We start from the raw sequence: 12515 nt of genomic DNA, 5'->3' as shown, positions 1-12515 counted from the left end.
TAACATCTTAATTATAACTGTTAACACATTAACAATATGTGCAGAGCCCTCATCACTCTGCCACTGCCAGGAGACAAGCATGAGCCGTGCCCTGCATGACGTCGCGACCGGCACCCTGTTCGGGGTCGCGCTGAACTTTCAAGGGCTGCTGAAGCAGCGCCTCGCCGAGTTCGAGCAACCGCCCTACCAGAAGCCACCGATCAAGCCGGTGTTGTTCATCAAGACGCCCAACACCCGTAACCACCATGGTGCCGAGGTGGTTCATCCTGGCCACGGCGAACGGCTGCAAGCGGGACCGGCGCTGGGGGTGGTGATGGGTAAATCGGCCAGTCGCGTCAGCGCCGCCGAGGCACTGGACTACGTGGCCGGCTACACGGTCGTCAATGAATTCAGCCTGCCGGAAGACAGCTACTACCGCCCCGCCGTCAAGGCCAAGTGCCGGGACGGCTTCTGCGTCATCGGCCCGGAACTGGTGCCGAGTGCCAACGTTGCCGATCCCCACAGCCTGGCAATCACGCTGTATGTAAACGCTGAGATTTGCCAGCAAAACAACACCGCCAACTTCGTTCGCAACATTCCCCAGTTGATTGCCGAGATCAGCGAATTCATGACCCTGCACGCCGGCGACGTGCTGATCACCGGCACGCCCGAGGGGCGGGTCGATGTACAACCCGGCGACCGCGTCGAAGTCGAAATCAGCGGCCTGGGCCGCCTCGTCAATACCGTCGTGGCCGAGGCAACAGGAGCACGTTCATGAAACACGCGCGCATTCGCTTTGAAGGACAGAACCACGCCGTCACCGTTGAAGCTCACAATGCCGTGCGCCTGGCTGACGGTCGCTTGTTGACCGAGGATCAGGTCCAGTGGCTGCCACCGGCCACCGGCAGCATGTTCGCCCTCGGGCTGAACTACGCCGACCACGCCGCCGAACTGGCGTTCAAACCGCCGACCGAACCCCTGGTGTTCATCAAGTCGCCCGGCACCTACACCGGCCACAACCAAGAGACCTGGCGCCCCGACAACGTCGCCTACATGCACTACGAGTGCGAGCTGGTGGCGGTCATCGGCAAAGCCGCGCGCAACGTCAAGCGCGAGGATGCGCTGGGCTACCTGGCCGGCTACACCGTGTGCAACGACTACGCGATCCGCGACTACCTGGAAAACTACTACCGCCCCAACCTGCGAGTGAAAAATCGCGATGCGACGACGCCTGTCGGCCCATGGATCGTCGATGTGACGGATGTAGCGGACCCGAGCAACCTGAAATTGCGCACCTGGATCAACGGCCAATTGCGCCAGGAAGGCAGCACCAAGGACATGATTTTCGACATCCCCTACCTGATCGAATACCTGTCCAGCTTCATGACCCTGCAACCCGGCGACATGATCGCCACCGGCACGCCGGAAGGCCTGGCGGACGTCGTGCCGGGTGATGAAGTGATCGTGGAAGTGGAAGGCGTCGGCCGCCTGGTCAACCACATTGTCAGCGAAGCCGAGTTCTTCGCATCCCGTAAAGAGGCGTGAGCAGCATGATCAAGCACTGGATCAACGGCCGCGAGGTCGAAAGCAAAGACGTTTTCGTCAACTACAACCCGGCCACCGGCGAAGCCATCGGCGAAGTCGCCAGTGGCGGTGCCGAGGAAGTTGCCCAGGCCGTGGCGGCGGCCAAGGACGCTTTCCCGAAGTGGGCCAATACGCCGGCCAAGGAGCGCGCCCGGTTGATGCGCAAGCTCGGCGAGCTGATCGAGCAGAACGTGCCGAAACTGGCCGAACTGGAAACCCTCGACACCGGCTTGCCGATCCACCAGACCAAGAACGTGCTGATCCCGCGGGCGTCCCACAACTTCGATTTCTTCGCCGAAGTCTGCACCCGCATGGACGGTCACACGTATCCGGTCGACGATCAGATGCTTAACTACACCCTGTACCAACCGGTGGGCGTCTGTGGGCTGGTATCGCCGTGGAACGTGCCGTTCATGACCGCGACCTGGAAGACCGCGCCCTGCCTGGCCCTGGGCAACACCGCCGTGTTGAAAATGTCCGAGCTCTCGCCCCTGACCGCCAACGAGCTGGGTCGCCTGGCCGTCGAGGCCGGCATTCCCAACGGCGTCTTGAACGTGATCCAGGGCTACGGTGCCACGGCCGGCGACGCGCTGGTGCGTCACCCGGATGTGCGGGCGATTTCCTTCACCGGCGGCACCGCCACCGGCAAGAAAATCATGCAGACCGCCGGGTTGAAGAAGTATTCGATGGAACTGGGCGGCAAGTCGCCGGTGCTGATTTTCGAAGACGCCGACCTTGAGCGGGCCCTTGATGCGGCCCTGTTCACCATCTTCTCGCTCAACGGTGAACGCTGCACCGCCGGCAGCCGGATTTTCATCCAGGAAAGCGTCTACCCGCAGTTCGTCGCCGAGTTCGCCGCCCGCGCCAAACGCCTGATCGTCGGCGATCCACAGGACCCGAAAACACAGGTCGGCTCGATGATCACCCAGGCCCACTACGACAAGGTCACCGGTTATATCAAGATCGGCATCGAAGAAGGCGCCACCCTCCTGGCCGGAGGCCTGGAACGTCCGGCCAACCTGCCGGCCCACCTGAGTCGCGGCCAGTTCATCCAGCCGACGGTGTTCGCCGACGTGAACAACCAAATGCGCATCGCCCAGGAGGAAATCTTTGGTCCGGTGGTCTGCCTGATCCCGTTCAAGGACGAAGCTGAAGCCTTGCAACTGGCTAACGACACCGAGTACGGCCTGGCGTCGTACATCTGGACCCAGGACATCGGCAAAGCCCATCGCCTGGCCCATGGCATCGAGGCCGGCATGGTGTTCATCAACAGCCAGAACGTGCGCGACCTGCGCCAGCCTTTCGGCGGCGTGAAGGGTTCCGGAACCGGCCGCGAAGGTGGACAGTACAGCTTTGAAGTGTTCGCCGAGATCAAGAACGTTTGCATCTCCATGGGCAGTCATCACATTCCGCGGTGGGGCGTATGACCCAAGGTCGGGTGGAACCTCTGTAGCAAGTGACGCACCTGTGCAAGTGATACAGCCTGTGGCGAGGGAGCTTGCTCCCGCTGGGCTGCGAAGCGGCCCCATTTTTTGCGATTGCTGCGCAATCGAGCGGGAGCAAGCTCCCTCGCCACAGTTCATCAAGACCCGATTCACCCGTTATCCGAGATTCAACAAGAACAATTTTTCAGGAGAATCATCATGGGCGAAGTCGTCCTGGCTGCGAAAATCTGCCACGTTCCCTCGATGTACCTGTCGGAGCTGCCCGGCAAGCACCACGGCTGTCGCGCCGCGGCAATTGCCGGGCACAAGGAAATCGGGCGCCGCGCCCGTGAGCTGGGCGCCGACACCGCCGTGGTGTTCGACGTGCATTGGCTGGTCAACAGCGCCTATCACGTCAACAGTGGCGAACAATTCAAAGGCATCTACACCAGCAACGAGCTGCCGCACTTCATCAAGAACATGGAGTACGAATACTCGGGTGCCCCGGAGCTGGGCGAGTTGATCGCCGCCGAGGCCAATGCCGCCGACGTGCGCACCCTGGCCCACAACATCCCGAGCCTGGAGCTGGAATACGGCACGCTGGTGCCCATGCGCTACATGCACATGGACGTCCCGCAAGAACAGAAATTCAACGTTGTGTCGATTGCCGCCTGGTGCGCCTGGCACCGCCTGCAAGACAGCTTCACCTTTGGCGCCGCCGTACGCCGGGCCATCGAGAAAAGCGATCGCAAGGTGCTGGTGCTGGCCTCCGGCTCGCTGTCGCACCGGTTCTCCGACGATCGCAATGCCGAAGCCAATATCCATAACTGGACGCGCGAGTTCGACAAACAAGTCGACCTGCACGTCGTCGAGCTATGGCGCCAGGGCCGCTGGAAAGAGTTCTGCGCCATGCTTCCGGACTACGCCGAACACTGTTTCGGCGAAGGCAAGATGCATGACACCGCCATGCTTCTGGGGCTGCTCGGGGGGCCGGATTACGACAAGCCTGCCGAAATCATCACCGAGCCTTTCGGCAGCTCCGGCACCGGCCAGATCAACGCCATTTTCCCCGTTTGAGCAACAGCTTCACGCTGTCGTCGCAGGAGGCTTCCATGCCGCACTTCATCGCTGAATACACCGACAACATCGAACAACAGGCCGACCTGCCCGGCCTGTTTGAAAAGGTCCACACCTTGCTGGGCGACAGCGGCGTGTTTCCCCTGGGCGGCATCCGCAGCCGCGGCGTGCGCCTGGACACCTGGCGCATGGCCGACGGCAAGCACGACTACGCCTTCGTCCACATGACGCTGAAAGTCGGCCATGGTCGCGATTTGGCCACGCGCCAGAAAGTCGCGGAAAAACTCTTCGAGGTGATCACCGCGCACTTCGCCGAACTCCAGGCTCAACGTTTGCTGGCCCTGTCGTTCGAGATGATCGAGCTGCACGAACAGCTCAACTTCAAGGCCAACAACGTCCACGCCTTCCTCAAGGCCCAGACGCGTTAAGCCTGCCGACCCGCTCGTCCCTTCGGCCTCTCTGACAAAAAGTACAAAATCATGAGCACAGCCAATACCGCCGACACTGTCGGCACCATCGCGCACGACCGCACCCATGCCACCATCACCTGGCGGCTGATGCCGCTGCTGTTGGTCTGCTACCTCTTCGCCCACCTGGACCGCATCAACATCGGCTTCGCCAAGATGCAGATGAGCGCTGACCTGCAATTCAGCGACACGGTCTACGGCTTCGGCGCCGGTCTGTTCTTCATCGCCTATGCGCTGTTTGGCGTGCCGAGCAACATGGCCCTGGACCGGATCGGCCCGCGCCGTTGGATCGCGACACTGATGGTGATCTGGGGTGCCTTGTCCACCGGCATGTTCCTGATTGAAAGCGCAGCTGGCTTCTACGTCTTGCGTTTCCTGCTGGGGATGGCCGAGGCCGGTTTCTTCCCGGGGATCCTGGTGTTTCTCAACCGCTGGTACCCGGCTCGGCGCCGGGCCCAGGTGACCGCGCTGTTCGCCATTGCCGTGCCGATGGCCGGGGTGATCGGCGGGCCATTGTCCGGTGGTATTCTCGAGCATTTCCATGATGTTGGCGGTTTGCGCGGCTGGCAGTGGATGTTCGTCATCGAAGGGCTGCCGGTGATCCTGCTCGGCCTGGTGGTGCTCAAGTGCCTGCCGGACAGTTTCGAGGTGGTCAGTTGGCTAACGCCGCAAGCCAAGCAGCAACTGCGCGAACAACTGAGCGTTGAAGAGCAAGGCAAATCCATTACCTCGTTCTCGGCGATCCTCAACAACCCGCAGGTCTGGTTGCTGGTGGCGGTGTATTTCGCGGTGATGCTGGCGGTCAATACCCTGGCCTTCTGGATGCCCACCTTGATCCACGGCGCCGGCATCGGCAGCGACGGCAAGGTTGGGCTGCTCAGCGCCGTGCCCTACCTGGCGGGCTGCTTCTTCATGATCGGCTGCGGACGGTCCTCCGATCGTAATCGCGAACGGCGTTGGCACCTGTGTGTACCGCTGCTGATGGCGGCGGCCGGCATCGCGCTCGCCGGGCTCTCGCCCAGCAACCCGACCCTGGTGCTGGCTGGCCTGATTGTCGCCGGCATGGGCGCCAGCGCAGCGTTGCCGATGTTCTGGCAACTGCCACCGGCCTTCCTGTCCAACAGCACCCAGGCCGCCGGCATCGCCCTGATCAGCTCCTTCGGCAGCATCGCTTCGTTCTTCGCCCCCTACCTGATCGGTTGGATGCGCGACACCACCCAGAGCGCCAGCCTGGCCCTGTATGTGCTGGCGCTGCTCATCGCCCTTGGCGGCCTGCTGGTGCTGCGCACCCGGGCCGCCATCGTCAATCCTCACTAAGAGATCCTTGCCATGCTCGACCAGAACCTCATCCAACAAGCCGCCGCCCGCCTCGACCACGCCGAACGTTCGCGCGAACAGGTGCGGCAATTTTCCCTCGACCACCCGGACATCACGATCGATGATGCCTACGCCATCCAGCGCGCCTGGGTCGCGCAAAAGATCAAGGACGGCCGCAAGCTGGTCGGCCACAAAATCGGCCTGACGTCCCGGGCCATGCAGGTTTCGTCGAACATCACCGAACCAGACTACGGCGCGCTGCTGGACGATATGTTTTTCGACGAAGGCACCGACATCCCATTCGAACGCTTCATCGTGCCACGGGTGGAAGTCGAACTGGCGTTCATCCTCGGCAAGCCGTTGAAGGGCCCGAACGTGACCGTGTTCGATGTGCTGGACGCCACCGAATGGGTGATCCCGGCGCTGGAAATCATCGATGCGCGCATCCAGCAAATCGATCCGCAGACCAAGGCCACCCGCAAGGTCTTCGACACCATTTCCGACAATGCCGCCAACGCGGGCGTGGTGATGGGCGGGCGGGCGGTACGTCCCACGGAGATCGACCTGCGCAAGGTGCCAGCGGTGCTCTACCGCAACGGCGTGATCGAAGAATCCGGAGTCTCGGCGGCGGTACTCAATCATCCGGCCAAAGGCGTGGCCTGGCTGGCAAACAAGTTGGCGGCCTACGACGTGACGTTGCAACCGGGGCAAATCATTCTGGGTGGCTCTTTCACCCGCCCCGTGGCGGCCAACCCGGGCGATACCTTCCATGTCGACTACGACATGCTCGGTTCCATCGCTTGCCGTTTCGTCTGATCGGAGACCGGTTCATGGACATGCCTATCAACACCTTCAAACAACGCCTGCGCAGCGGTGAAGCGCAGATCGGCCTGTGGCTGGGCCTGGCCGATGCCTACTGCGCCGAACTCGCCGCCAACGCCGGCTTCGACTGGCTGCTGATTGACGGCGAACACGCGCCCAATGACCTGCGCACGATGCTCGGCCAGCTCCAGGCCTTGGCCCCCTACCCCTGCCAACCGGTGATCCGCCCGGTGATTGGCGACAACGCGCTGATCAAGCAAGTGCTCGACATTGGCGTGCAAACCTTGCTGGTACCGATGGTGGAAAGCGCCGACCAGGCGCGCGAGCTGGTGCGTGCCATGCACTACCCACCCCTCGGTGTGCGCGGGGTCGGCAGCGCACTGGCCCGGGCGTCGCGCTGGAACAGCATCCCCGGCTACCTCGACAAGGCCGATGAACAGATGTGCCTGCTGGTGCAGATCGAAAGTCGCGAGGGCCTGGCCAACCTGGACGCCATCGCTGCGGTGGACGGTGTTGACGGGGTGTTCATCGGGCCGGCGGACCTGAGCGCGTCCATGGGCTTTCGTGGCAATCCCGGCCACCCGGATGTGCAAGCCGCCATCGAGGACGCCATCGGCCGGATCCGCCAGGCGGGTAAAGCCGCCGGGATTCTCAGCGCCGATGAAAAACTGGCTCGGCGATACATCGAACTTGGCGCCGCGTTTGTCGCGGTGGGCGTCGACACCACGGTGTTGATGCGCGGTTTGCAGACCCTGGCCGCGACGTTCAAAGACACACCAAAGCCTGCGGCGGGTGGTGTGTACTGATAGCAACACAAACCTCTTGTGGCGAGGGAGCTTGCTCCCGCTGGGTCGCGAAGCGGCCCCGCTTTCTTACGATTGCTACGCAATCGAGCGGAAGCAAGCCCCCTCGCCACAAAAGCTGAGTGGAGCCGCCTGGATGTCTCAGCGCCTGATCGCTTTCAAGTCATTGAGCAACCCCAGCAACGTCTGCAGCTTTTCCTCCCCCAACTGGCCCTGCAAGCGCTGGTAATTCTCCTCCATGCTCTGGCTCATCGAATCGAAGCATGCCTGCCCCTGGGGAGCCAGGCGCACCAGCACCCGCCGCTGATCCTGTTCGGTCTTGCGCCGCTCCACCATGCCCGCCGCTTCCATACGCACCAGCACGCCGGTCATGCTGGGCTTAAGAATGCAGGCCAGTTCGGCCAGGCGATTGATCTCCAGCTCGTCGTGCTGGCTGAGAATACGGATGACCCGCCATTGCTGTTCGGTCAAGCCGCGCTGATTGAGGGACGGACGGAAAAAACCCATGGCCGCTTCACGGGCCTGTAGCAGGGTCAGGGTCAAGGATTGGCGCGGTTTGGGCATGGAGGGTGTTCGCGAAAGGGGATTTAGTTAATGAGTTAACTAAATCTTAACAGCTTCCAGCCAATACCGAACCATCCATTCAAAGAGTCTGGATCAGGATCAAGTAGCCATGAACCATCGAGGTCCCCATGGCGAGGGAGCTTGCTCCCTCGCCATGGGATTGCTGTCGATACAGGCTCAAGCGCCTTTGATCACGCCCTTGAGCACCTCCTTGAAATGCTCGACCTGCTCCTCGCTGAACTGGCCGAACACCTTATCCTGCTGTTCCTTGGCAATTGCCCAGAGCCCTTCGGTTTCATCGACACCTTTGACGGTCAGGCGCACTCGATCGCCTTCATCGCTCACCAGGCCCTTGCGCTTGAGGTTGGCCACGGCTTCTTCGATCTCGCGCACCGGCATCGCCACTTCCCGCTGCAGATCGCAGAGGCCCAGCCCGGCGTCGTTCTCCAGCACCATCAACATCCGCGCTTCACTGGTACGCAACCCAGTGGACAACTGGCGAGGCTGGTAGCTGGCCTGGTAGGCCCGCAACGCCTGGGTCATCAGGTAATACAGATTGTGGCTCAAGCGACCTTGGAAGTGACTACTGGGGGACTGCCCCTCTTCCCGTTTGGTCATGCGGGTGTGGGGCAAGACCATCGAGTAGGCCCCCTGGTGATAGAGCAATGGCGAACGCCCAAAATCGTCAAAGGCCACGACCTTGCCGATCATGATCCAGTGATCGCCGCCGTCAACCTGTTGGAATTTTTCACAATGAAAGCGCGCCGAGCAGTCCACGAACACGGGGGCCCCACCTTCACCGGCCTCGAACTGGATCTCGGCGAAGCGGTCCTCCTTGGGCCGGGCGAAGTTGTTCGACAGGTCGATCTGGTCGGCGGCCAGCACGTTCACGGCAAAATGGCTGGCCGCTTCGAACACGCCGTGACTGCTGGAGCGTTTGTCGATGCTCCAGAGAATCAGCGGCGGGTCCAGGGACACCGAATTGAAACTGTTGGCCGTCACGCCGACCTTGCGGCCATCGTCAGTCGCGGCGGTGACCACGGTCACGCCCGTGGCAAAGTTGCCCAGGGCGCGACGGAACGCGCGGGTGTCGAAAGCGGTATCGCAAACATTAGACATGCAAGACTCCCGGCCGCCTCAGGCGACGGCCTCGATTGTTGTTATATGAGCCGGGCTCGGTGAGCAGGCGGTCAAACCATGGTGGGATCGGGCTCCAGGCCCATCAATTCACGACCGAGGATCTGCGCACAGACGTCGTAATCGGTGTAGGCGTGAGCGCCGGTGAGGTGGGCATCGCGGAACAGTCGCTGCAGTTCGTTATTCTCGAACCACGCGCCACCACCGGCCGCCTCCATCAGGCGATCCACTGCCTGGATGCACATCTTGGTGGCATACGCCTGGTTGGTCCGCCAGAACGCCAGGGTTTCACGGCTGGGGTATTGCTGGCGCTCACCGTGTTCGGCGTGCTCCTGCCAGGTTTTCTCCAGGAAGGCCCGGGCCGCCGCGACTTGATGGGTAGATTCGGCCAGCCGCATCAACGCCGGGGTGGCCGCGCCTACCGCTGCACCGGTGTAGGCGCGCACGCGGTTGCGGGTTTTCTCACGAAAGACCTCCAGCATGCGTTCGGCCACGCCCAGGCTGACGGTGGAAAACCCACTGGCGAAATACGGACGATACGGCGAGTAGAAAATCTTGCTGTCGGGGTACAGGCCAAACCCGCCGGATTTGCCTTCCATCATGTCCTTGGCTTTCTGGATCCGATGCTCCGGCACGAACGCGTTATCGACGATCAATGTCTTGCTGCCACTGCCGCGCATGCCCACCGCGAACCAGTCATCGCGAATCTCATAATCGCTGCGAGGCAACACGGCGAAGCAATAGTCCTGGGTGCCTTCGGCGTTTTTACGGCGAAACCCCATGATCGCCCACTCGGCATGGTCGCAACCACTGCTCCAGCCCATCTCACCGCTGAACGTCACACCCCCCTCGACTTCCTCGGTGCGGCCAAACGGCGCGATGCTGCTGCTGGCGGTGGCATCGGGATCATCGCCCCAGACTTCCTCCTGAGTCTTGGCCGGGAACATTGCCAGTTGATGGCTGTGGGTGCACAACAGGCTCATGGCCCAGGCGGTGCTGGCGCAGGAACCGGCCAGCAACGCGATGCAATCGGCGAACTGCGGCAGGGAAATCTCCATGCCCCCGTACTTTTTCGGCTGGAAGGCCTTGTGCATGCCGATGCCTTTGAGCAGGGCTATATTCTCGGCAGGGACGCTACGGTCCTTTTCCGCCTGGAAGGCATTGGCGGCAATCGCCGGCAGGATAGGCTTGAGGTCTTCGAGCAGCGGATTTGGCTTTTTCATGGACGGGCTCTTTTATTATTGGCATCTACCGATCCCGCGTTTTCCCGGCAACCTGAGGGTGCGGAAACGGCGGGATCAATGATTAAGGCCGCTCCAGTATGGGTAATCGAGAGCCAGCGAAAAATGCACCTTCCAGATCCAAGATTGTACTTTTCATGGCGCCGGTTTCAGCCACATGGCGCGCTCGATCAAATACCCCGGCACGGATGATCAAGACAGGCGTTCCCGCCAGGGCTCTTAATAGGGCCAACGCATGCAGCGCTTTGCGAAGGCGCTGCAACGGAGTTTCCTTTCACTTTGTCAGGTTGCGTCATGATCAATATCGAAACGCCCACCTATTACACGGCCACCAAGAAATACAACCTCAGCTTCCCTACCCTGGAACAGGATGTGGAAGCCGACGTTGTGGTGATTGGCGGCGGTTTCTCCGGCATCAATACCGCGCTGGAGCTCGCCGAAAAAGGCATCACCAACATCGTGGTGCTGGAGGCGCGTTACCTGGGCTTCGGCGGCACCGGGCGCAACGGCGGGCAGATCATGGCCGGCATCGGTCATGACCTGGAAAAAATCAAGAAGGACGTCGGTGAAGAAGGCCTGCGCCAGATCTTCGAGATCAGCGACCTGGGCGCGGACATCATCAAGGACCGCATTGCCAAGTACGCCATCGATGCCGACTTCTGCCACGGCTACGGCTATATGGGCTTCAACGCTCGCCAGGAAAAAACCCTGCGAGCCTGGGAAAAAGACTTCAAGTCGGTCAATAGCAAGCACGAGATCCGCTTTCTCGGCGGCTCCGACGTGCAGCAGATCATCGGTTCCAAGGCCTATGGCAGCGCCTTGCTGCACATGGGTGGTGGGCACGTGCATTCGCTGAACCTGCTGCTGGGTGAAGCCAAGGCGCTGGTCAGCCACGGCGTGCGAATTTTCGAAAACAGCCCGGCCCTGGAGGTCAGCTATGGCGAACGGATCACCGTGCGTACCGGCCGCGGTTCGGTCAAGGCCAGCAAGCTGCTCTGGGCCTGCGACAGTTTCCTCAACAAGCTGGAGCCGGAGCTGCACCGCTCGACCATCAACACCTACGCCTTCCAGATGATGACCGAGCCGTTGTCGGACGAACTGATCCAGCGCATCAGCCCGATTCGCGGCGCCTACAGCGATATTCGCCCGGTGATCGACTACTACCGCGTCACCAACGAAAACCGCCTGCTGTTCGGTGCCGCCACGCCCTTGGTGGAGCATATTCCCCAGGACCTCAAGGCTTGGAACCGACGCCTGATGCTGAAGATTTTCCCGTATCTCAAGGACGTGAAGATCGACCTGGCCTGGGGCGGCCCGATGGCGTGCAGTCCGAACCTGTTCCCGCAAATCGGCACCCTGCCCGGTCGCAGCAATGCGTTTTTCGTCCAGGGTTACTCAGGCTTTGGCGTCACGCCGAGCCACATCATCTGCAAGGTGCTGGCCGAAGGCATGAGCGAGGGCTCGGCGCGCTACGACCTGGTCAGCTCGATCCACCGCCCGACCATCATCGGCAAAGACGCCATCCGCCCACTGCTACTGACCGCCGGCAAGTCCTGGCATCAGCTGTCGGGTTACTGGAATGGCCGTCGCTGACGGCCAGACACCCCTGGATGTCGGTCAGTTAAGCAACCCCTTGTGGGAGCGAGGTTTAACTGACTGGCACTGGACACACCCCACCTTTGTTATTTCAATCACCAGGAGTCACTGCCATGCCCCTCATCACCCTCAAAAAAGACATCCAGCTGTCCGAACTGGACGCCTGGGGCACCGTCGCCGATCTCGGCTCACAAATTCTCGAAGGCGAAGTCAAAGCCTTCGGCAAGATGACCTTTGGCGCACCGAACGACCCGATCAGTAGTGCCTACTTCGGCACGACACAGGGCAAGTTCCGAATGGTTTATCCGTTCTGCGAACAAGCCACCGTGGTCACCGGCGAAGTGGTGCTCACCGACGAAGCCACCGGCCAAAGCACCCGCTACCAGGCGGGCGACAGCTGGTTCGTGACCAAGGGCACGCCCGTGCTGTGGGAAGTGGTCAGCGAAAGTTTCGTCAAACACTACTTCGCGGTAGCCTGATCGGACCCGGCCGCCGGCCCCAGCG

The 12515-nt window shown here is 61.5% G+C and carries 13 protein-coding genes; 10 read left to right on the top strand and 3 right to left on the bottom strand.

All coding sequences use genetic code 11. The features are described from left to right. Window positions 1-79 precede the first annotated feature (79 nt). The 8 genes from EPZ47_RS13780 (at window position 80) to hpaI (ending at window position 7476) form a co-directional block, all read left to right on the top strand. The gene (locus EPZ47_RS13780) at window positions 80-757 is read left to right on the top strand and encodes a fumarylacetoacetate hydrolase family protein (protein WP_135845282.1); all 678 of its coding nucleotides are present in this window, start codon (window positions 80-82) and stop codon (window positions 755-757) included. After that, window positions 754-1524 carry a fumarylacetoacetate hydrolase family protein gene (locus EPZ47_RS13775; protein WP_135845281.1) on the top strand — a complete coding sequence of 257 codons (771 nt, stop codon included), beginning with the start codon at window positions 754-756 and terminating at the stop codon, window positions 1522-1524. The genes EPZ47_RS13780 and EPZ47_RS13775 overlap by 4 nt, the downstream gene beginning before the upstream one ends. Before the next feature lie 5 nt (window positions 1525-1529). Next, entirely contained in the window at window positions 1530-2990 is a 1461-nt protein-coding gene (gene hpaE, locus EPZ47_RS13770; RefSeq protein WP_135845280.1) for a 5-carboxymethyl-2-hydroxymuconate semialdehyde dehydrogenase, read from the top strand. Window positions 2991-3206: 216 nt separating this feature from the next. Further along, window positions 3207-4064, top strand: a complete 858-nt coding sequence (gene hpaD / locus EPZ47_RS13760) for a 3,4-dihydroxyphenylacetate 2,3-dioxygenase (protein ID WP_135845279.1) — start codon at window positions 3207-3209, stop codon at window positions 4062-4064. A 35-nt stretch (window positions 4065-4099) separates the two neighbouring features. Further along, window positions 4100-4492, top strand: a complete 393-nt coding sequence (locus tag EPZ47_RS13755; protein ID WP_135845278.1) for a tautomerase family protein — start codon at window positions 4100-4102, stop codon at window positions 4490-4492. Between the two features lie 51 nt (window positions 4493-4543). After that, a complete protein-coding gene (locus EPZ47_RS13750) occupies window positions 4544-5848 on the top strand; it encodes an MFS transporter (protein ID WP_135845277.1) in 1305 nt (434 codons plus the stop codon). Window positions 5849-5860: 12 nt separating this feature from the next. Next, window positions 5861-6664: a 2-oxo-hept-4-ene-1,7-dioate hydratase gene (gene hpaH, locus EPZ47_RS13745; protein ID WP_135845276.1), complete on the top strand. Its 804-nt coding sequence runs from the start codon at window positions 5861-5863 to the stop codon at window positions 6662-6664. A 14-nt stretch (window positions 6665-6678) separates the two neighbouring features. Beyond that, window positions 6679-7476, top strand: a complete 798-nt coding sequence (gene hpaI / locus EPZ47_RS13740; protein ID WP_135845275.1) for a 4-hydroxy-2-oxoheptanedioate aldolase — start codon at window positions 6679-6681, stop codon at window positions 7474-7476. A gap of 138 nt (window positions 7477-7614) precedes the next feature. On the opposite strand, the gene hpaR is transcribed toward hpaI, so the two are convergent. From hpaR to EPZ47_RS13725, 3 genes are all read right to left on the bottom strand, one after another. Continuing rightward, window positions 7615-8037: a homoprotocatechuate degradation operon regulator HpaR gene (gene hpaR, locus EPZ47_RS13735; RefSeq protein ID WP_135845274.1), complete on the bottom strand. Its 423-nt coding sequence runs from the start codon at window positions 8035-8037 to the stop codon at window positions 7615-7617. A 177-nt stretch (window positions 8038-8214) separates the two neighbouring features. Beyond that, complete coding sequence (locus EPZ47_RS13730; protein WP_135845273.1) at window positions 8215-9156, bottom strand: p-hydroxyphenylacetate 3-hydroxylase reductase component; 942 nt, start codon at window positions 9154-9156, stop codon at window positions 8215-8217. 71 nt (window positions 9157-9227) lie between these two features. Beyond that, a complete protein-coding gene (locus EPZ47_RS13725; RefSeq protein WP_135845272.1) occupies window positions 9228-10397 on the bottom strand; it encodes a p-hydroxyphenylacetate 3-hydroxylase oxygenase component in 1170 nt (389 codons plus the stop codon). Window positions 10398-10709: 312 nt separating this feature from the next. Between EPZ47_RS13725 and EPZ47_RS13720 the strand changes: the two genes are divergently transcribed. Next, window positions 10710-12008, top strand: coding sequence for an NAD(P)/FAD-dependent oxidoreductase (locus EPZ47_RS13720; protein ID WP_135845271.1), 1299 nt, complete (start codon window positions 10710-10712; stop codon window positions 12006-12008). Window positions 12009-12124: 116 nt separating this feature from the next. Further along, the gene (locus EPZ47_RS13715) at window positions 12125-12490 is read left to right on the top strand and encodes a cupin domain-containing protein (RefSeq protein WP_135845270.1); all 366 of its coding nucleotides are present in this window, start codon (window positions 12125-12127) and stop codon (window positions 12488-12490) included. Window positions 12491-12515 lie beyond the last annotated feature (25 nt).

It is taken from the genome of Pseudomonas viciae (assembly GCF_004786035.1).
In the GTDB taxonomy this organism is placed as follows: Bacteria; Pseudomonadota; Gammaproteobacteria; order Pseudomonadales; family Pseudomonadaceae; genus Aquipseudomonas; species Aquipseudomonas viciae.
This window is presented reverse-complemented; position numbering and strand designations above follow the sequence as displayed.

Excerpts from the sequence above, each read along its gene's own strand:
- EPZ47_RS13780 (WP_135845282.1), top strand. The coding sequence starts at position 80 with ATGAGCCGTGCCCTGCATGACGTCGCGACCGGCACCCTGTTCGGGGTC.
- EPZ47_RS13775 (WP_135845281.1), top strand. The coding sequence starts at position 754 with ATGAAACACGCGCGCATTCGCTTTGAAGGACAGAACCACGCCGTCACC.
- hpaE (WP_135845280.1), top strand. The coding sequence starts at position 1,530 with ATGATCAAGCACTGGATCAACGGCCGCGAGGTCGAAAGCAAAGACGTT.
- hpaD (WP_135845279.1), top strand. The coding sequence starts at position 3,207 with ATGGGCGAAGTCGTCCTGGCTGCGAAAATCTGCCACGTTCCCTCGATG.
- EPZ47_RS13755 (WP_135845278.1), top strand. The coding sequence starts at position 4,100 with ATGCCGCACTTCATCGCTGAATACACCGACAACATCGAACAACAGGCC.
- EPZ47_RS13750 (WP_135845277.1), top strand. The coding sequence starts at position 4,544 with ATGAGCACAGCCAATACCGCCGACACTGTCGGCACCATCGCGCACGAC.
- hpaH (WP_135845276.1), top strand. The coding sequence starts at position 5,861 with ATGCTCGACCAGAACCTCATCCAACAAGCCGCCGCCCGCCTCGACCAC.
- hpaI (WP_135845275.1), top strand. The coding sequence starts at position 6,679 with ATGGACATGCCTATCAACACCTTCAAACAACGCCTGCGCAGCGGTGAA.
- hpaR (WP_135845274.1), bottom strand. The coding sequence starts at position 8,037 with ATGCCCAAACCGCGCCAATCCTTGACCCTGACCCTGCTACAGGCCCGT.
- EPZ47_RS13730 (WP_135845273.1), bottom strand. The coding sequence starts at position 9,156 with ATGTCTAATGTTTGCGATACCGCTTTCGACACCCGCGCGTTCCGTCGC.
- EPZ47_RS13725 (WP_135845272.1), bottom strand. The coding sequence starts at position 10,397 with ATGAAAAAGCCAAATCCGCTGCTCGAAGACCTCAAGCCTATCCTGCCG.
- EPZ47_RS13720 (WP_135845271.1), top strand. The coding sequence starts at position 10,710 with ATGATCAATATCGAAACGCCCACCTATTACACGGCCACCAAGAAATAC.
- EPZ47_RS13715 (WP_135845270.1), top strand. The coding sequence starts at position 12,125 with ATGCCCCTCATCACCCTCAAAAAAGACATCCAGCTGTCCGAACTGGAC.